General features: G+C 39.3%; 20 protein-coding genes. 19 read left to right on the top strand and 1 reads right to left on the bottom strand.

Features of this window, described 5'->3' with window-relative positions:
• Nucleotides 1-305: 305 nt before the first annotated feature.
• From MUO15_RS10395 to MUO15_RS10385, 3 genes are all read left to right on the top strand, one after another.
• Complete coding sequence (locus MUO15_RS10395; RefSeq protein ID WP_245035673.1) at nt 306-1802, top strand: Na+/H+ antiporter NhaC family protein; 1497 nt, start codon at nt 306-308, stop codon at nt 1800-1802.
• A gap of 241 nt (nt 1803-2043) precedes the next feature.
• Nucleotides 2044-3105, top strand: coding sequence for an AI-2E family transporter (locus tag MUO15_RS10390; RefSeq protein WP_245035671.1), 1062 nt, complete (start codon nt 2044-2046; stop codon nt 3103-3105).
• A gap of 24 nt (nt 3106-3129) precedes the next feature.
• Nucleotides 3130-4077, top strand: a complete 948-nt coding sequence (locus MUO15_RS10385; protein WP_245035669.1) for an aminoglycoside phosphotransferase family protein — start codon at nt 3130-3132, stop codon at nt 4075-4077.
• Between the two features lie 12 nt (nt 4078-4089).
• On the opposite strand, the gene MUO15_RS10380 is transcribed toward MUO15_RS10385, so the two are convergent.
• Nucleotides 4090-4437 (bottom strand): DUF4064 domain-containing protein, encoded by a 348-nt coding sequence (locus MUO15_RS10380; RefSeq protein ID WP_245035667.1) that lies wholly within the window; start codon nt 4435-4437, stop codon nt 4090-4092.
• A gap of 555 nt (nt 4438-4992) precedes the next feature.
• Between MUO15_RS10380 and MUO15_RS10375 the strand changes: the two genes are divergently transcribed.
• From MUO15_RS10375 to MUO15_RS10300, 16 genes are all read left to right on the top strand, one after another.
• Nucleotides 4993-5733, top strand: coding sequence for a YveK family protein (locus tag MUO15_RS10375; RefSeq protein WP_245035665.1), 741 nt, complete (start codon nt 4993-4995; stop codon nt 5731-5733).
• Entirely contained in the window at nt 5720-6382 is a 663-nt protein-coding gene (locus tag MUO15_RS10370; protein WP_245035663.1) for a CpsD/CapB family tyrosine-protein kinase, read from the top strand. Before MUO15_RS10375 ends, MUO15_RS10370 begins: the two co-directional genes overlap by 14 nt.
• Before the next feature lie 327 nt (nt 6383-6709).
• Nucleotides 6710-8539 (top strand): polysaccharide biosynthesis protein, encoded by a 1830-nt coding sequence (locus MUO15_RS10365; protein ID WP_245035661.1) that lies wholly within the window; start codon nt 6710-6712, stop codon nt 8537-8539.
• A gap of 14 nt (nt 8540-8553) precedes the next feature.
• Nucleotides 8554-9432, top strand: a complete 879-nt coding sequence (gene galU / locus MUO15_RS10360) for a UTP--glucose-1-phosphate uridylyltransferase GalU (RefSeq protein ID WP_245035659.1) — start codon at nt 8554-8556, stop codon at nt 9430-9432.
• A gap of 19 nt (nt 9433-9451) precedes the next feature.
• The gene (locus MUO15_RS10355) at nt 9452-10609 is read left to right on the top strand and encodes a glycosyltransferase family 4 protein (RefSeq protein ID WP_396266353.1); all 1158 of its coding nucleotides are present in this window, start codon (nt 9452-9454) and stop codon (nt 10607-10609) included.
• The gene (locus tag MUO15_RS10350; protein WP_245035655.1) at nt 10594-11712 is read left to right on the top strand and encodes a glycosyltransferase family 1 protein; all 1119 of its coding nucleotides are present in this window, start codon (nt 10594-10596) and stop codon (nt 11710-11712) included. Before MUO15_RS10355 ends, MUO15_RS10350 begins: the two co-directional genes overlap by 16 nt.
• Nucleotides 11709-12599, top strand: a complete 891-nt coding sequence (locus MUO15_RS10345; protein WP_245035963.1) for a glycosyltransferase family 2 protein — start codon at nt 11709-11711, stop codon at nt 12597-12599. Before MUO15_RS10350 ends, MUO15_RS10345 begins: the two co-directional genes overlap by 4 nt.
• A 33-nt stretch (nt 12600-12632) precedes the next feature.
• Complete coding sequence (locus MUO15_RS10340; RefSeq protein ID WP_245035653.1) at nt 12633-13697, top strand: EpsG family protein; 1065 nt, start codon at nt 12633-12635, stop codon at nt 13695-13697.
• Between the two features lie 19 nt (nt 13698-13716).
• Nucleotides 13717-14805, top strand: a complete 1089-nt coding sequence (gene galE, locus MUO15_RS10335; protein WP_245035651.1) for a UDP-glucose 4-epimerase GalE — start codon at nt 13717-13719, stop codon at nt 14803-14805.
• A gap of 2 nt (nt 14806-14807) precedes the next feature.
• Nucleotides 14808-14972 (top strand): YwzD family small protein, encoded by a 165-nt coding sequence (locus MUO15_RS10330; protein WP_245035649.1) that lies wholly within the window; start codon nt 14808-14810, stop codon nt 14970-14972.
• A gap of 13 nt (nt 14973-14985) precedes the next feature.
• Nucleotides 14986-15585, top strand: a complete 600-nt coding sequence (locus MUO15_RS10325) for a sugar transferase (RefSeq protein WP_245035647.1) — start codon at nt 14986-14988, stop codon at nt 15583-15585.
• 1 nt (nt 15586) lies between these two features.
• Nucleotides 15587-16294 carry an acetyltransferase gene (locus MUO15_RS10320; protein ID WP_245035645.1) on the top strand — a complete coding sequence of 236 codons (708 nt, stop codon included), beginning with the start codon at nt 15587-15589 and terminating at the stop codon, nt 16292-16294.
• Nucleotides 16239-17414: a DegT/DnrJ/EryC1/StrS family aminotransferase gene (locus tag MUO15_RS10315; RefSeq protein ID WP_396266334.1), complete on the top strand. Its 1176-nt coding sequence runs from the start codon at nt 16239-16241 to the stop codon at nt 17412-17414. The genes MUO15_RS10320 and MUO15_RS10315 overlap by 56 nt, the downstream gene beginning before the upstream one ends.
• Nucleotides 17415-17439: 25 nt before the next feature.
• A complete protein-coding gene (locus tag MUO15_RS10310; RefSeq protein WP_245035644.1) occupies nt 17440-17784 on the top strand; it encodes a helix-turn-helix domain-containing protein in 345 nt (114 codons plus the stop codon).
• Between the two features lie 22 nt (nt 17785-17806).
• Nucleotides 17807-18961, top strand: a complete 1155-nt coding sequence (locus tag MUO15_RS10305) for a glycosyltransferase family 1 protein (RefSeq protein WP_245035642.1) — start codon at nt 17807-17809, stop codon at nt 18959-18961.
• Nucleotides 18933-20111: a glycosyltransferase gene (locus MUO15_RS10300; RefSeq protein WP_245035640.1), complete on the top strand. Its 1179-nt coding sequence runs from the start codon at nt 18933-18935 to the stop codon at nt 20109-20111. The genes MUO15_RS10305 and MUO15_RS10300 overlap by 29 nt, the downstream gene beginning before the upstream one ends.
• Nucleotides 20112-20116 lie beyond the last annotated feature (5 nt).

Here is a 20116-nt window from a genome sequence, read left to right as displayed (position 1 = left end):
ACAGGGTTTCTATTTAGGTAAATCTTTTCAAATTAGGAGGGCCTTGGCGGTTAAGTCAGAATCCTTCAAGTTTGAGTAGAATCATCGAGCGTTAGGTTTGAATTCAATTGATTTTGGCCGAAGAACATCATTATAAAGCTAAAATTTAATCCTGAAGCGCAGCGAACTATAGAGAAGAAGACCAACGAATCTGTAATTCATTTACTATCATGGGATCAAGATAGCCTAGTTTGGTGTAAGCGATTACATTTAGCTGTACTTAATGATACACTATTGAAGGATTTTATTTACGAGGAGTGAGTTTTGTGGCAGATTCAAAAAACAATGAAGTCATTGATGAAGCAATTGGAGAAAAGTCGATCAAGCGATTAGAATTTCGAGGAGGCGTCTTTACAGCCACAGTTCCGCTGATTTTTTTCATTATGTGGGCAATTACATTAAGTGTAACCAAGCTTGTCACAGAGGAAGCCTTGGTATTAGGGATGGTCATCGGAGTAGCTATCGGATTGTTTCTATGCAAATCAAAATGGGCTGATTATGCTCAAAGTTTAATTTCAGGAATGGCACAACCTATTGGGGTTATTGCAGTTATTGCCTGGTTTTGGGCTGGGATGTTTGCCAAGTTGTTGTCAGCTGGTGGGCTTGTTGATGGATTAATTTGGTTTGGACTTCAAACTGGTCTAGAGGGTGGGGCTTTTGTTGGTGCGACCTTCTTGCTTTCGGCTTTATTTGCGACTGCTGTTGGTACAGGCTATGGAACAGTAGCAGCATTTGGTATTCTTATGTATCCAGCTGGTGTAATTTTAGGAGCAGATCCCGTTATTTTATTAGCAGCCATCTTGAGTGGTGCGGTATTTGGAGATAACCTTGCACCTGTTTCTGACACCACGATTGTTTCAGCTTCGACACAAGAAGCGGATGTGCCCGGAGTGGTTCGTTCACGTTTTAAATATTCCATTACAGCTGCCGTACCTGCACTCATTTTGTTTATTATTTTTGGCGGCGGTGGGAATGCTGGAAATGCTGAGGCAATGACCCGGCTTCAAGAACAAGTATCGCCACATGGATTATTATTATTGATTCCATTTGCGCTCGTTTTGTATTTGGCACTATCAGGCCACCATTTATTAACATCATTAACGTGGGGAATCGCAGCATCGATTGTCTTTATCATCATATCTGGGATTCCTATTACGGAGATCATTCATATATATAAAGATGAAGCGGGGAATGCTGTTGTTGAAGGTGCTCTTATGAGTGGGATCAGCGGTTATTTTAATATGGCGATTTTAATCCTGTTTATATTAGCTGCTGCACATCTCATGGAAGTTGCCGGGACGATGGAAGCCATCAGGGACTTTTTCTTGGGTATTATAAAAAATGTAGTGAAGCGTGCGGAACTTTCCATATATGGAATCGTCGCACTCTTAAACGTGTTTATTACAATCAACACAGCAGCGGAAATTGCAGCCGCTCCGTTTGTTCGGAAGCTAGGTAAGGAGATGAATATCCATCCTTACCGTCGTGCAAACTTTTTAGATACCGTAACGTCATCTTTAGGCTATATTTTCCCTTGGAGCGCTGGTGTTCTGCTTGCTTGGACAACTATTAAAGGCGCAGCCCAAGAATACGAGTTTTTACCAGTTGTAAGTCCGGCAGAGGTGTTTCCATTCGTCTTCCAAGGCTGGGGACTGCTCATAGTTATGCTCATTGCGGCCTGGACAGGCTGGGGGTTACGCTATACCGGTAAGAATGGTGAAGAAGTTAAACCAAAAGATTATCAAGGAAATGAAAGTTCATAGTTTTCTCAAAAAGGCACCCTTCCGTTTGTGAAGAAGGGTGCCTTTTAAATGGAATAAAGGATTTTAACGAAGAATGAACTAGGTAAGGAGAGAATGGTAGTAAAAAGTGATAAAAGATCGGTATTAGTTTCAAACCTCGGAGTTTTTTTTGTTTTTCTAATGAAAAGAGGTTAGAGGTGAATAAATCTGTGGAAATAAGATAAGAGTTGTAATATTCAATCGAATACTAAGGAGAGAAATTATGTGGATCAAACATCCCTTTTTTAAATATATAACAGCAGTAATTCTGATATTAATTTGTATCTATTTTTTACATATCCTCCATTTCTTTGGACCAGTTCAAACAATCATCGGGACCCTATTTTATCCTATTTTAATAGCGGGATTTCTATATTATCTTATTAAACCGTTAATAACATTCCTCTCAAAGTTTAAATATATTCCAAAAGTTGCCGCCATCCTGCTTGTCTTTGCTGCCATTGCAGGTATCTTATATATCGGGTTCAGGTACTTAGCTGATACGGTTCAAAAGCAGATCACAGATATTTCGAACTTACCCGATAAATTAAAGCAAACTGCTAAAGACACGGGAGAAGTGCTAAAGAATAATGACTTGGGGGTCTTCTCGGTCGAAGGACTACGCCAAAAAGCGACGAGTTTCTTTGGTGATCTCACCCAACAAATTGGTAATCATATTACTGAAATTGTCTCTACAATTGCGGGAGCTACGACTGTGCTCGTTATTATTCCTTTTGTGCTCTTTTACTTTTTAAAGGACGGTCATCGTTTGCTTCCTTTCTTGTTGAAAGCCATCCCTGACAAACATAAACAAGAGGGGGAGAAGGCATTAAAAAATATTGACCAGACCTTAGCTGCTTATATCATTGGACAAATCACGGTGGCGGTTGTAGATGGTATCCTTATGTACATAGGTTACCTGATCATTGGACTTAATTATGCTTTAATTCTTGCGATTTTTGTTGCTGTGACTGCAGTCGTACCATTTTTCGGGCCAATTATAGGGGCGATCCCTGCGTTAGTTGTCGCCTTGACGCAAGACCCAACTATGGTAGTCTACGTTTTAATTACTCTTATCGTTGTACAGCAGCTTGAAGGGAACTTAGTCGCACCTGTCGTCTTAGGAAATCGATTGCGGTTGCATCCATTAACGATCATCCTTTTATTAATCGTTGCTGCCGCCTTATATGGATTTATCGGTATGGTCATTGCGGTTCCGTTATATTCCATTTTAAAGGTCACATTGAAAAATTTAGTTCACTTTTTAAAATTACGGTATCAATAATGTCTATTTTAGGAGGTGTTTATCATGAATTTCCAAGAAAAGTTCGTTCGAAACGTACGATTATATTTCCGGGAGGTAGGAGAGAAGTGGTTAGAAGAATTACCTACTCTCCTTGAGTACTGTGAGGGAAAGTGGGGGTTAACTATGAAGAATCCTTATGAGTTATCCATCAATTATGTGGCGCCAGCGATTAGAAGTGATGGAAGCGAAGTAGTTGTCAAAATTGGTCTGCCCGGCGTAGAGTTTAATTATGAACATGATGCGCTGATAATGCTCGATTCAAGTGGAGTGGTACGATTAATTGATGCTGACCGTGACCATGGAGTGCTGATTTTAGAAAAAGTTTCTCCGGGAACGATGCTTGCTGAATTGGAAAAGGAGGATAAAGTATGCCAGATCGCCTCAGAGGTCATGAAAGGACTCATTACTCCAGCTTCCGAAGGCATGAATCTTCCCTCCACAAAAGATAGGGAGGCTGAATTAGCGCTGATATGCAAGGATCACCCTAATCAATTTGGTCCTTTTTTAACTCAAACATTAAAAAGGGCATTGGCAGTATTTACATATATGAATAAGACGATGGTAGACCCGAAGTTGCTCCATGGTGATTTTCATCATTACAATGTTCTCTCAAATGGACACGAATCGTGGATAGCCATAGATCCTAAAGGGTTAATTGGTGAAGTAGAATATGACTTGATCCAATTTCTTATGAATTGCCTGCCTAAGGATGGTGTTTTTGAGGTAATTGAATCTAGAGTAGAGAAATTTACGAAGGAGCTGGATTTAGATCTTCACCGTCTTTTGCTGTGGGGATATGCCCATTCCGTATTATCAAGTGTATGGACAGTCGATGAGAAAACAGGCGACTATAATAAGGTTTTCTCACAGTGCCCGGCTATTTTTGAAAAACTGTATCAGAAGGAATTTCAGCATACCATCGTTGACTTCTTAGAAAAAAGAGTTCCCTAGCTTTTTATAAAATTATGAAGCTTTAGCAGCAGCTTTATCCTTACGAACGAGCCCCATAATACCAGCAGTTAGGAGAAGAATGGCTGGTATTACGTAGAACAAGGCAATGCTAACTAGTCCGCCGAGCGCAGCGACGATCATCATGATGGTCCCAGCCTTTGTTTTACTTTTTACTAGCGCAGAACCCACAATAGCTAGTGTAGAAAATAAGAATGCTGCCCAGCCAAGTCCGCTGATTACACTTGTCCCTGCTTCATTTATCGCTGCGTCAACTGCACCAATAAACAGGGCAAAAAAAGTACTGAAAAGACCAATGATGCCACCGAGTAAGCCTACTATGAATTCACCGTTCCGCTTCATGGTGTTCCCCCTTCATCATATAGAACCTGTCTTTTTCATTCATATTCAGCAGGCATTCCTTTATTCGTGCTATAAAAGAAGTTTCCTAATGAGGTTGATCGATCGTCAAACACCACGAAAAGCCAGTTTTATTAATGATCTTAGACACATAGATTCGGTATATAGTACCATAATAATCAGTAATAAATAGCCTGACAAAGGAATCGACAAAGAAGTGTAAAATAAACTATAGCATTTAAATAACTATGGACATTCTAAAGATTAAGTGGTAGTATTCACTTAACCAAATTGTTCTTTATAAAGAATATCTTATATCATATTAAAATGAATAGACTACTGAACAGTGTTCTTTCTTAATTAAGTGTTAGGAACACCTTAGTAGCATGAGATTTGTCTTTTACTATTGACATGTTCTATATAAAGAACTAAAATAAGAGAAGAAGCCTCGCATTAGAGGATAATCCATCATAACTTGGTACCCAGTATATTTTTTTAGTCTTTTTGTTCTTTATAAAGAATGAATGTTTAAACGACAGCATAGTAAAGGTGGTATTCATGAGTAGAATGAAACAAGTTAACTTTAATGATGATGGCAGAGGAAAAGAGATTAATTTAAAGGAATATTTTGATGTAATAAAGAATCGCTTTTGGATTATTATTCTAATTACTATACTTACAACGTTAGCCGGATTGGGTTATAACCATGTAAACAATACTCTTCTCTATGAATCATCAACCCGCATGATTTTAAGTACAGAAGATGACAACATGAATACACTGATGGTTATGATCAAAGATCCCATCATTATGGAGGAAGTAAGAGAGGAGTTACAGCTTAGTCAGTCAGCTGGAAGTCTTGCAAGCCAAATTGAGGTTAGCCAGCTTGAGGATTCCCAGGTAATTCGAATATCGGTGACAGCGACAGACCCGAAACGAGCGGTAGAGATTGCAAATGCCACCGCAAAGGTTTATAAAAATGAGATTGTAAACATTTTGGATTTTGACCAAGTTCAATTATTATCGGAGGCTAAGGAAAACCCCTTTCCTATCAACGGGGATCAAAGCCGCACCGTTATCCTCGCAGCTCTGTTCGGTGTAATGACAGGGATCGGTCTGGTTTTCCTATTAGATACTTTGGATAGTACCGTGAAAAACAGAGAAGATGTGGAAGAATACTTGGAGATCCCTGTTATTGGCTTTGTCTCCCCTATGAATAAGAGAAACAGTACGATTAGGAAAAAGAAGCAGCGAAATGAGGAAGTAGAATTAAGAGGTGAATCTGTTGATATTAAATAGAATGAATAAAGCTTCTTCTGTTAAAAAAAGAAATCTTGTCACTTATTCCAATCCCGAATCTCTCATTTCTGAACAATTTAGGACGATCCGCACCAACATTCAGTTTTTAACAGAAAACAGAGATCAGCGACTTTTCCTTCTTACCTCACCAGGAAAAAAGGAAGGTAAATCAACATCGATCGCAAATTTAGCCGTTTCTATGGCCCAGCAAAAGTTAAAGGTGCTCTTAATCGATGCAGATTTAAGAGATTCATATTTGCACACTATTTTTAAAACGACAAACGATATCGGTTTAACAGACATTCTGACTGGCCACGCCAATCTTGAAGAGTCGATTTTTAGAACGGGTATGGGAAGCTTGGACATCTTAACTAGTGGAACAAGCTCGCCTAATCCTTCAGAATTCCTTGGAAGTAACAATATGTCCGAGTTGTTAAAAAAGGTGGGGGATCTGTATAACATCGTTTTAATCGACTCACCATCTGTATTGTTATCCACTGAAACAAGGGTGTTAGCCAATCAATGTGATGGGGTCATATTAATCCTTAATCATGGAAAAACAGATTTTAAAAAAGCAGCGGAAGCAAAAAAAGTTTTGGATCTTGCCCATGCAAACGTGGTTGGAGCCATTATGAATAAGAAAAGGTAGCCCTATTATTTTTTTACCTTATCGTTCGTTATAAAGAATTAATTTTCGTTAAAAGGTAATTATTCAGGCGATGTCTCCTTGCCATTATCAATGGAGGCACTCGGCCATGCTGTGGGTTGAAATAGACCTTAGCGCTAGTCGCATTAGTATGGTGTGAGGATGGGTTAAATGCCCTATTTAAAATCTTTAGGAAGTTGGTTTTTTCACCAAAACTATCTTCCTAAGGACTTTATTCAACATTCATCGATCATAAATCCCACTATATACAGCATTCGCAAATAGAGTCAATTTATAGAGGGGTTATTGCTAGGAAAGGAGCCAAAAAAGATGACATATCGACAAAGACTGTCTCTATTTATTTTCATTGATTCATGTATTGTACTCATTTCTCTCTTTATCAGCCGATTACTAGTGAATTCAAGCTTTTACGCGATGACACTGTCATTCCTCATTACTATGATGGCCATCTTAGTAAGCCACTTGTATTTTTCATTTAAATTAAACCTTTATAAAAAGGTATGGGAATATGCAAGTGTCGGGGAATTACTCATTATATTTAAAACTGTGACCTATTCGCTGCTGGTTACAGGAGTTGTTCAGTTCATCGTGTTCCAGGCAATTTTTATAAAAATGCTGACACTCACGTGGATGCTTCATATTTTATTAATAGGAGGATCGCGTTTTTTATGGCGAGTGTATCGAAATTCATTTATCTTGCCGGAACTAAATCATAAACGGGCCTTAATTGTAGGAGCCGGATCTGCTGGAACTATGGTTGTCAGGCAATTGCAAAAGAGCAATGACTCTCGTCTAGCACCTATTGCCTTCGTTGATGATGACTTTAAGAAGCATCGTCTAGATATTTTAGGAATTCCGGTCGCAGGTGGTGTAAGCGAGATTGAGAAAATTGTTGACGAGTTGGAGATCGCAAATATTATCATCGCCATTCCTTCATTAAACAAGCAGGAGTTGAATGTGATTTTTAAGGAATGTGCAAAAACAGAAGCCAAAACGCAAATTTTACCGATGCTAGAGGACCTGGTAACAGGGAAAGTTTCGGTCAAACAGTTCCGGGATGTGGAAGTAGAAGATCTATTAGGCAGGGAGCCTGTTGTTTTGGATACAGATAGTATTTCGGATTATGTCAAAGGCAAAGTTGTCCTAGTTACTGGTGCAGGAGGATCAATTGGCTCTGAAATTACGAGACAGGTCTCCAAATTCCATCCGAAAAGGCTGATTCTATTGGGCCATGGGGAGAATAGTATTTATTCAATAGAAAAGGAACTGAGATCAAGCTTTGCTGATACTGGAGTAGAGTTTATTACGGAAATTGCTGATATTCAGGATGAAGTGAAAATGATGAACGTCATTGGTTTTCATCATCCTGACGTCATTTATCACGCAGCTGCTCATAAACATGTACCGTTAATGGAGCGGAACCCAGATGAAGCCGTAAAAAATAATGTAATAGGAACATGGAATGTTGCCAAAGCTGCTAGTTGGCACGATGTGAGTACATTTGTCATGATATCAACAGATAAAGCTGTTAATCCTACCAGTGTTATGGGAGCAACGAAAAGATTAGCAGAAATGATTGTACAAAACATGAATCAAAAAAGCGAAACTAAGTTTGTAGCAGTACGGTTCGGCAATGTTCTTGGGAGCCGTGGCAGTGTGATTCCGTTGTTTAAAGAACAGATTGAAAAAGGCGGCCCTGTGACCGTCACACATCCGGAAATGGTGCGATATTTTATGACGATCCCAGAAGCATCACGATTAGTTATCCAAGCTGGTGCATTAACAAAAGGCGGGGAAATATTTGTGCTAGATATGGGCGCCCCCGTGAAGATTGTTGACCTTGCTAAAAACTTAATCAAACTATCGGGAAACACCCTCGAGGAAATTGGGGTTGAGTTTAGTGGCATAAGGCCTGGGGAGAAACTGTTTGAAGAGCTGCTGAAGGCGGATGAAGTTTATAAGAATCAAGTGTATCCAAAAATTTATATCGGAAAAACAATCCAGCTTTACATCGAAGAAATAGAAGAAATGATTTCTATTTATGAAACATTAAATAAGGAAGCTTTAAGAGAGAAGTTAGTCAATCTCGCGAATCACGCTGAAGCCGAACAAACGCCAATTGTGCCGATTACGAGCTAAAAGGAGATAAATAAATGAAAGTAAAAAAAGCTATAATCCCTGCTGCAGGATTAGGGACAAGGTTTCTTCCTGCCACAAAAGCGATGCCCAAAGAAATGCTGCCTATTGTCGATAAGCCGACCATTCAATATATTGTTGAAGAAGCAATAGAAGCTGGAATTGAAGATATCATTATCGTGACTGGAAAAGGGAAAAGAGCGATTGAAGATCACTTTGATCATTCTTTCGAGTTAGAACAGAACCTTATGGATAAAGGAAAGTTCGACTTATTAAGTGAAGTGCAAAAATCATCAAAACTAGTCGATATTCACTATATTCGACAGAAGGAACCTAAAGGATTGGGACATGCTATTTGGTGTGCGCGTAAATTTATTGGTGAGGAGCCTTTTGCTGTTCTGTTAGGTGATGACATCGTCCGAGCGGAAATTCCATGCTTAAAACAACTGACAAATCAATATGATCGTTACAAGTCATCGACCCTCGGCGTTCAAACCGTTAAGAAAGAAGAGGTATCTCGATACGGGATTGTAGATGGCAGTATGGTAGATACTCGCCTTTTCAATGTCCGAGGGTTAGTAGAAAAGCCACATCAAGATAAGGCCCCTTCTAACTTGGCGATACTAGGTCGCTATATTCTTACACCGACAATTTTCGATATCCTAAGCAAGCAAAAGCCTGGAGCGGGTAATGAGATCCAACTGACAGATGCCATAGCAGAGTTGAATAAATATGAGGCCGTCTATGCTTATGACTTTGAAGGGAGACGTTATGATGTCGGTGAAAAAATGGGATTTATTAAAACAACGATTGAATTAGCCCTCGAACGTGAAGATTTAAAGGACGATTTATTAGACTATCTTTCTACAGTTTTGGAAAAGGAATTTGCCACATAAAAAAGAAGCAAAGGTGGTGATGCATGTGATCAATAAGGTTTTATTTTGCGCGACGGTAGATTATCATTTTAAAGCCTTTCATTTACCCTATTTAAAATGGTTTAAAGAACAAGGTTGGGAAGTACACGTTGCAGCCAGTGGAACCACCGATCTCCCATATGTTGACAAAAAATTTACCATTCCCATCCGACGATCACCGCTTGATTTGAAAAATGTAGAAGCCTACAACGGGTTGAAAGCGATCATGAATGAGAACAACTATAAAATTATCCATTGTCATACACCTATGGGTGGAGTGATTACCAGGTTGGCGGCACGAAATGCTAGAAAGCAAGGCACAAAAATGATTTACACAGCACACGGTTTTCACTTTTGTAAAGGTGCCCCGCTTACTAACTGGCTGATTTATTACCCTATTGAAAAAATTCTTGCACATAATACAGATTGCCTGATTACGATTAATCAAGAAGACTACCAGTTAGCAAGTAAACGATTTAAGGCGCGAACCATTGAGCTAGTCAACGGGGTAGGAGTTGACACAGATGTTTTTAAACCACTAAGTGACAATCGAAGAGTAGCAATCAGGAAGTCATTTGGGTATCGTCCAAATGACTTTTTATTATTTTACGCAGCTGAATTTAATAAAAATAAAAATCAGCAGCTGCTGCTTCATTCACTAGCTCGAATCAGAGATAAGGTACCACAGGCAAGGCTTTTGTTGGCTGGTGAAGGTGCATTGTTAGAGAACTGCCGAGAGTTAGCAGTAAAGCTAGGGATTAGTCACATGGTAGATTTTTTAGGGTTTCGAAAAGATATTAAAGAACTTGTCTCAATAAGTGATGTGGCCGTTGGCTCAAGTCTTCGTGAAGGGCTTCCTGTAAATGTTATGGAAGCGATGGCTTGTGGACTCCCAGTAGTAGCTATTGAAAATAGGGGACATCGTGAACTGGTTCATAACAATTTTAATGGTTGGATTATTGACAAAAATGATATCGATCAATTTGCTAACAAGATCGAAATGTTGGCAAGGATGGTCGATGTAAAAGAGCAGCTAGGTAAAAATGGAAGAAGAGTCGTTCTCTCAACATATAGTGTTAACCATATATTAGCTAGAAATAGACAGATCTATCAAACATATATGGGAGAAGGAGAGGTGAAAGAATGGGCCGTCCATTAAGGGTATTGCATGTAGTAGTTAACATGAATCGCGGTGGAGCGGAAACATTGATCATGAATTTGTATCGAAATATAGATCGTTCAAAAGTCCAATTCGACTTTTTAACATGTAAGGAAGGTGTTTTTGATTCAGAAATTACCTCGATGGGTGGGGTCATCCACAGGATTCCGTATGTGACGGATGTAGGGCATCAAGGGTATAAAAAGGCACTGGCAAACTTTTTTCAAACCAATCAAACCTACAAAATTGTTCACTCTCACATGGATAAAATGAGCGGAATTGTTCTGCATGCGGCAAAGAAAGCGCGAGTACCTGTCCGGATTGCCCACAGTCATAACACTCGGAGTGAGGGCGGAATCGCCTCTCAATTATATAAATTTCTTGCCGGGAGCACTATTAGACAGCATGCAACTCATCTGTATGCATGTTCAAATGCTGCAGCAAAATGGTTGTTTGGAGGCAGATCAGATCAAGCCTTTATCTTAAAAAATGGTGTTGATTGTGATAGGTTTATCTATTCTACAGAGGCTCGAACTAAAATAAGAGAACAGCTGGGATTGGAGCATAATTCTTTTGTATTAGGACATGTAGGCAGGTTTGCCCAGCAGAAAAATCATCTATTTCTAATAGATGTGTTTGCCAAATTAACTAAAGTTCATCCAAATACGAGGCTCATTTTAGTCGGGGACGGTCCTTTAAAATCGCAGATTAAAGAAAAGATTACAGAACTAGGGATAGAAAGTAAGGTTAAGGTCCTGGGGGTTCGAAAAGATATCCATCGATTGCTCCAGGCCTATGACTTATTTGTTTTCCCTTCCCTTCATGAAGGATTACCCGTAACTCTGATAGAAGCTCAAAACGCTGGTTTGCCTTGTATTATTGCAGACACCATTACATCGGAAGTAGATATGGGGCTTAATTTAGTAAGGCGATTGTCTTTAAAAGAGCAAAAACTGTGGTTGAATGCGATTCAAGAACAAATTTCAAAAACTCCTGTGAGAACAATTGACAGAAGTGCCCTACACCAAAAAGGATATGATATCCGAAAAACAGCTTCCCACGCACAAACTTCCTATATTGATTTAGGTGGTGAGGTAAGCTGAAGACGTTAACTGTTTTTACCCCAACATATAATCGTGCTTATTGCCTTCAGACATGTTATGAAAGCTTAATAAAACAAACGAATGATGACTTTACATGGCTAATTATTGATGATGGATCAACGGATGAGACAGAAGAGTTGGTCAGGAGATGGATCGATGAAGCAATGATACCCATTACTTATCATTACCAGCACAATCAGGGGATGCACGGGGCCCATAATACGGCTTATGAAATCATTGATACAGAACTAAATGTTTGTATTGATTCTGATGACTATATGCCGGCAGAAGCGGTCGACAAGATTGTTACGTATTGGAAGGAGAACGGCAGTGATAAAGTTAGTGGAATCATAGGGCTTGATTCTTATACCGATCAAAAAATCATCGGTACCCCGTTCCCTGAACAGATTCATCAATCTACATTGTTTGATTTATATAACAAATATGGAGTAACAGGGGACAAGAAATTAGTCTATCGTACAGAGTTAACAAAGCACTATCCCTATCCCATATTTACGAATGAAAAGTATGTAGGATTAGCATATAAATATTATAGGCTTGATGAAGAGTACGAGATGTTATTAATGAATGAAACTCTATGTTGTGTAGAATATCTTCCGGATGGTTCATCAAATAATATGCTAAAACAATATCGCAGCAACCCGAAAGGCTTTGCTTTTTACCGTAAAGAATTAATGAAATTATCTTTTGCCAGTCTACTATTTAAATATAGACAGGCAATTCACTATGTATCAAGCAGCTTGATGTGCAAAAATACAAAATTTATTAAAGAGTCACCCAATAAGGGATTAGCCATATTGGCTGTGCCATTTGGATTCACGTTATATATGTATATTATGAACAAGACAAAGGGTGCCTTCAACTAGGCAATTTTTGCTTTCCTTTGAAAGGAAAATGTTATGACTATACTTTGGATGAATCTGGCGCTCGTTTTTGGCTTTGCTTTATTAGCCAAGCTTGGAGCTGTTTCGGTTCAATATAATACGGTCACATGGATTAGACCTAATAAATTACTTATTACTGCGGCCTTGTCGTCACTTGTAGTTGTATCTGGTCTAAGATCAAATATCGGTGATACCTATTTTTATAAGCACACCTATGAAGTCAACACGTTTACATGGGAGTTTATCCAATCCCAGAAAGATATAGGCTTTGGTCTACTGCAGATGTTGTTGAAATATGTTTCCAATGATCCACAACTATTACTCATAACGACAGCTTTTATAACCAATTCACTAGTCATCGTTGTGCTCTACAATTATTCGAGAATGCTAGAATTAAGTATTTATGTTTACATTACAGGTGGTTTATTTCTTGTTTCCATGAATGGAGTCAGGCAGGCCTTAGCAGCTGCGATTGCTTTCACAGCGATTAAATTTTTAATAGAAGCCAGCTTTACTAAATATATGATCGTCATTCTTTTCGCATCATTATTTCACCTGAGTGCTCTTATTTTATTGCCAATTTATTTTTTAGTACAAGTGAAAGTCTGGTCAAAAGCGACCATAGCACTCATTGTTTTTTCCATCCTTATTGTCATGGGATACGAGCAGTTTTCAGCACTGCTATTCACCGCAATTGAAGGTACTCAATATGGGGGATACGAAGATTTTGCAGAGGGTGGAGCCAATTTACTTAGGGTTGCTGTTGATTTGGTTCCGCTTTTAATTGCCTATTTGGGACGTAATAAATTACGAGAGATTTTCCCTAATAGTGATGTGATTATTAATATGTGTTTAATAGGTTGTGTGTTTATGGTTGTTGCTACTCAAAATTGGATCTTTGCCCGCTTTAACGTCTATTTCGGGCTTTATCAATTGATTCTTGTCTCATGGGTTGTCAAACTTTTTAGGGAAAGAGACGAAAAGCTGGTTTATTACGGAATTATTGTCTGTTACCTCGTGTATTTCTACTATGAAAATGTTGTGAATCTAAACATTATATATAAAAGTAACTTTTTGTAATTTTGGGGAGGGATGTTGAATGACCATACTTGTAACAGGTGGAGCCGGGTATATAGGAAGTCATACGTGTGTGGAGCTTCTTAATGAAGGATATGAAATTGTTGTGGTCGATAACTTTTCAAACAGCAGTCCTGAATCATTAAAGCGTGTATCCGAAATCACTGGCCGAACGTTCAAGTCTTACGATGTCGACTTACTTAATAAGAAGGATCTAGATACAGTTTTTTTTGAAAATCATATTGAAGCCGTCATCCACTTCGCCGGTTTGAAGGCAGTCGGTGAATCTGTTGCAGAACCGCTTTGGTATTACAAAAATAACGTGATCGGCACCGTGAATCTTTGCGAAATAATGGAAAAATATCAAGTTAAGAATCTCGTATTCAGTTCATCCGCAACTGTCTATGGAGCTGCCAATGTGCCAATCCCCGAGGATGCAAAACTAGCAGCTGCCAATCCTTATGGCCGGACGAAACATATAATAGAAGAAGTTTTACTGGATCTTCATCACTCAGATCCTGAATGGAGCATTGCTATCCTGAGATACTTTAATCCAATCGGCGCCCATCAAAGCGGCCATATCGGTGAAGACCCAACCGGGGTTCCAAACAATCTATTACCGTATATATCACAAGTTGCGGCAGGAAAATTGGAGAGGCTGAACGTATTCGGAAATGATTACCCTACAAAAGATGGTACAGGTGTCAGGGATTATATCCATGTGGTTGACTTAGCAGCTGGCCACTTGCGTGCTTTACAGAAAGTGCAATCTTCAAGCAGCATTTGCACTTACAACCTAGGTACAGGAAAAGGGTATAGTGTGATCGATATGGTTGAAGCTTTTGAAAAATCCTCAGGTCAAACAATCCCTTATTCCATCTTAGAAAGGCGCCCTGGAGATGTGCCGATTTGTTTTGCAGATGTGTCAAAAGCGCGTGACGAACTTGGTTGGACAGCCAAAAGAGGAATTGAAAAAATGTGTGAGGATACGTGGAGATGGCAGCAGAATAATCCCAATGGGTATGAGGAGACATCCAGTATACCCGATGGAACAAGAACCCCGGTACTTAGTCAAGCAAAGGCTTTTTTTATGCCTTTAAGTGAGGGATGAAAATGGATCATACCATTCCAAAAAAGCTGACTCAACAAGAAATGCAAGATGTATTAATGACCATTTATACAAAAGGAAACGAGCCAAACGACTTTAGTGTACAAGAAATTATTGAAGAAATAAAGAAGAGTCTAGTAACCATTTATTCATTAAATTCGGTTGAATAGGGGTTAGATTGTCATGAAGAGAGGATTGGATTTAGTCATTTCATTATTCATTTTAGCAGGATTCTCTCCAGTTATTTTTATGGTTGCCATTGTAGTAAAGGTAAAGATGGGATCCCCTATTCTCTTTAAACAAAAACGTCCGGGGCAATATGGGAAACCGTTTTATCTTTATAAATTTAGAACGATGATAACTGGAAGAGATGACAGGGGAAAGATTTTACCTGATGAATTACGGTTAACAAACGTTGGGAAATTTTTAAGGAAATATAGCCTAGATGAATTCCCGCAGCTTTTCAATGTAGTGAAGGGAGAGATGAGTTTGGTAGGACCGAGACCATTATTAATGGAGTACTTACCGCTTTATTCATCGGAGCAAGCTAAGCGACATTATGTGAAACCTGGAATTACAGGCTGGGCCCAGGTGAACGGAAGGAATGCAATCACTTGGGAAGAGAAGTTTTATTTTGATACATGGTATGTAAGCAACCAGAGCTTGTGGCTTGATGTCAAAATTTTATTCATTACAATGTCCAAAGTATTGAAAAGAGAAGGTATTAATTATCAAGGACATGTGTCAATGGAAAAATTCAAGGGCTCAAAAGAAGTGATGTAACATGAAAATTATTCTATTAGGAAATGGTGGACATAGTAAGGTGATTCAAGAAATCACCTCAGCTTTAGACCATGAGATCATTGGTATTTTAGACAGTAAGTATAGTGATGAATTTAAACATAATGGCATCTTGTATGGTCCATTTGCAAGCCTAAATCAGCTACTTAATCAAGAGGCGAGAGTCATCATTGCCATTGGTGACAACAAGATCAGAAACAGACTTGCTGATGCTTTGGAGGTCCGCCCAGAACAATACATCTCACTTGTCCACCCGACAGCTACAGTAAGCACCAAAGCAAGAATAGGGAGAGGGACAGTTGTCATGCCAAATGCCGTCCTTAACGCCGGGGCATGGGTAGGGGAACATTGTATTATCAACACGGGAGCGATCGTAGAACATGACAATGCTGTCGCCAACTTTGTGCATATTTCTCCAAATGCGACATTGACCGGAAACGTTTCAATTGCAGAAGGTGCTAACGTTGGGGCATCCGCAACTATCATACCCGGGAAAACGATCGGGATGTGGTCCGTTATCGGAGCCGGTTCAACGGTGATTGCCAACATTCCAGCTTACTGCAAGGCTGTAGGTTCACCAGCGAGAATTATTAAGAAAGCTGCTTCAGTTCAAGTTTTGGAAAAAACAGGAGGTGATGCGTTTGACAAGTTCAAGAATATTCCTCTCCCCGCCACATATGACAGGGAATGAGCAAAAATATATTGCAGAAGCGTTTGCTGGAAATTGGATTGCACCTGTAGGAGAAAATATCGATGAATTTGAAAACGAAATAGCAGAATATACTGGAGCCAAAGGAGCGGTAGCCGTAAGTTCAGGAACGGCAGCGATTCATTTGGCTCTTTCTTTATTAAATATTAAAAGAGGGGACACGGTTTTTTGCTCCAGCCTCACTTTCGTAGCCACGGCGAACCCGATTGTCTATCAGGGAGCTGAACCAGTTTTTATCGATTCTGAACCAGATACTTGGAATATGTCCCCATTGGCACTTGAAAAAGCATTACATTATGCTTTTCTGGATGGGAAATTACCAAAGGCAGTCATCATTGTTAACTTGTATGGTCAAAGTGCAAAATACGATGAATTGCTAACCCTCTGTCACCATTATGGTGTGCCGGTAATTGAAGATGCAGCTGAATCCCTAGGTTCTTCTTACAAGGGCATTTCTAGTGGCACATTTGGAGACTTTGGTATCTATTCCTTTAATGGCAATAAAATTATTACCACTTCAGGCGGCGGGATGCTGGTTTCAGATGATTTGGCTGCCTTGGATAAAGTTCGTTATTTAGCTACCCAGGCACGTGATCCTGCCATCCATTATCAGCATAGTGTCGTTGGATTTAACTACCGCATGAGCAATATTTTAGCTGGCATAGGCAGAGGACAGCTTCAAGCAATAGAAAAGCGGGTAACAGCTCGAAGGAATATTTTCGACTACTACAAAGAGCAGCTGTCACCTTTACCAGGTGTTTACTTTATGCCTGAATTAAATGTTTCACGCACAAATCGTTGGCTCACTGCCTTAACGATCAATCAAAAGGAGGCAGGCGTCACAAGTAATCAAATTTTAAAGATGTTGATCAAACACAATATTGAAGCACGCCCAGTATGGAAGCCGCTTCATATGCAGCCACTATTTAAAGGACACAAACACTTTTCCCATTTTGAAAAAGAATCTTTGTCCGAACAGCTCTTTCATACGGGCATTTGCCTTCCTTCAGGTTCAAACCTTACTAGTTCTGAACAAATGAGGGTGATTAACTATGTGAAAGAATCCTTTGAAGAAGCTTTAAATAAAGAAGGTATAGTATGACTTAAAAAATACGAGGTATCCGTTAATGATAGGAAATAACATCCATAATATTCGAAAAAGCAAAGGACTCTCCTTATCAGGGCTCGCCAAAAAGGCGAATATTTCTAAATCATATTTGAGCAACATCGAGCGAAACGTAAACAAAAATCCATCAATCCAAATGATTAATAAGATTGCATCCGTTTTGGATGTCGAGATTAACGCTTTGTTAAAACAGGAACCCTCCTTGGAACCGTCACAAAGACTTGAATATGAGTGGATTCAATTTGTGAATGAATTAAAAGAATCAGGGGTTCAGAAGGATCAGCTTCAGGAATATAAGGGGTTGATTGAATTTATTAAGTGGCGGAATCATTACAGGAAAGAGTAAATAATAGGGGTGGGGGGAGATCATGGATGAAATAAGGCCAATAAGAATCCTTCATGTTGTCGGGGCAATGAATCGAGCAGGGACAGAGACGATGCTGATGAATATTTATCGCAATATCGATCACGATAAGATCCAGTTTGACTTTATCTCCTATAGTAAGGAAGAAGCCCATTACGATCAGGAAATTAAAAGGTTGGGCGGAAAGATCATTAAATTAAACCGTACGAGCTCAGTAAAAGAAATATATCAGGTTATAAAAAAATATGGACCTTATGACGCTGTCCATGCTCATACTCTATTTCATTGTGGGATAGCAATTTTCGCAGCATTCCTAGCAGGGGTAAAGATAAGAATTTCCCATGCCCACACGACTTTAGATCGCAGTGATCAACTGATAAAGAAACTATATATATCAAGCATGCGAAACGTAATCAATAGATTCTCTACTCATTTATTATCTTGCAGCAAACAAGCTGGTATCTATTTGTTTGGAGAAAAAGGCATACATCAACCAAACTACTTCTACTTCCCTAACGTCATTAATTATTTTGATCTTTTAAATAAACCCCAAAAAGAGGTAAGCCAATTTAAACTGCAAGAAGGATTAGGGAATAGTCTCATCATTGGCCACATTGGCCGTTTCATAAAAGCTAAAAACCATCCCTTTCTACTTGAAATCATGAAAAGTATCGTTAAGAAAAACAATGCTATTAAGCTGTTACTAGTAGGGGATGGAGACTTTAGACAAAAAATAGAACGAGATGCAAAACAAGCCGGGATCTATGACAACATTAGATTTGTCGGGATCAGGGAGGATATACCAACAATGCTCCATAGTATGGATGTATTTGTTTTTCCATCTATCTATGAAGGGTTAGGGCTGGTATTATTGGAAGCTCAAGCCAGCGGTGTTCCGTGCATTGTATCCGAAGCTATTCAACCCGAAGCGGATTTAAACATAGGGTTAGTATCAAAACTCTCCTTGGCAGACGGAGCAGACGATTGGGGTGAGAAAATCCTAGAAAGAGCCGGTCAGAAAGAAAAGAATCTCAATAAGATCTTAGAAAGCTTCGAGAAGAATGACTACAGCCTAAATTCTGGCATTACAAAACTACTGAACATTTACCAAAATAGCCACGGAGGATCCTATGAAAAATGTATTAATCACCTCCTTTGACATGGAAGTAGGAGGAGTGGAGCGGAGCTTAATTAGTATGCTCGATCATTTTGACTACATCAATCACCAGGTTGACCTGATGCTGTGTAGTCACACCGGAGATTTTATGAAGCTACTGCCTAAACAACCAACACTGCTAAAAGAATCCAGCCCTTATAAAACATTCAGAATGTCGATCAGCCAGATTTTTAAAAAGGGGAACTTTCCGATTGGTATTGGGAGATTGCTTGCAAAGTACAGAGCTAGTCACAGCCACTCCCTAGAAAATGGTTACAAACAAATGCAGTATATGTGGAAATACACACTGCCATTTTTGCCAAAGATTGAAAAAAAGTACGATGTAGCCATTAGCTATCTTTGGCCCCACTATCTTGTAGCTGAAAAGGTCGAGGCTGATACAAAGATAGCTTGGATTCATACTGATTATTCTACCGTAGAGACGGACATTGAAATGGACCTGGCCCTATGGAACAAATTTGATTCCATCATTGCTGTTTCTGAAGAATGCAAAAAAGCATTCATTCGTAAGTATCCTCCCTTGTTAAGGAAGGTTTCTGTGGTCGAGAACATTACTTCTCCAGACTTGATTAAATCTCTGGCCGATGAAGATGTTGAAAATCCAATGACCAACGATTCACGGTTCAAACTGTTGACAGTTTCCAGGCTTTCCCATGCCAAGGGAATAGATCAAGCTGTAGAGGCACTAAAAATCCTAAAAGATAAAGGGTATCAAGATATTGCCTGGTATGTTGTTGGCTATGGAGGGGACGAAACAAAGATTAAAAAACTGATTTCAGAATACGGATTAGAAAACGAATTTATTCTGTTAGGCAAGAAAATAAATCCGTACCCATTTATGAAAGCAGCCGATCTATATGTTCAACCATCGCGGTATGAAGGTAAAGCCGTAACGGTGGGAGAGGCCCAGGTATTAGCCAAGCCTGTTTTAATAACGAATTATCCTACCGCCCCTAGTCAAATTACCGATGGGATCGATGGAATTATTTGCGATCTATCCATCAAGGGGATTGCAGATGGAATAGTAGAACTATACACGGATTCAACGTTACGAAGTCAATTAGCCTATAACTGTAGCCTTAGTAACTACCACAACCATCATGAGTTGAAAAAGTTATACCAATTAGTGTAGGAGGA

This window comes from Halobacillus amylolyticus, assembly GCF_022921115.1.
Classification (GTDB): domain Bacteria; phylum Bacillota; class Bacilli; order Bacillales; family Halobacillaceae; genus Halobacillus_A; species Halobacillus_A amylolyticus.
The sequence above is the reverse complement of the archived record's forward strand: the minus strand, read 5'-3'. Positions and strand labels throughout refer to the sequence as shown.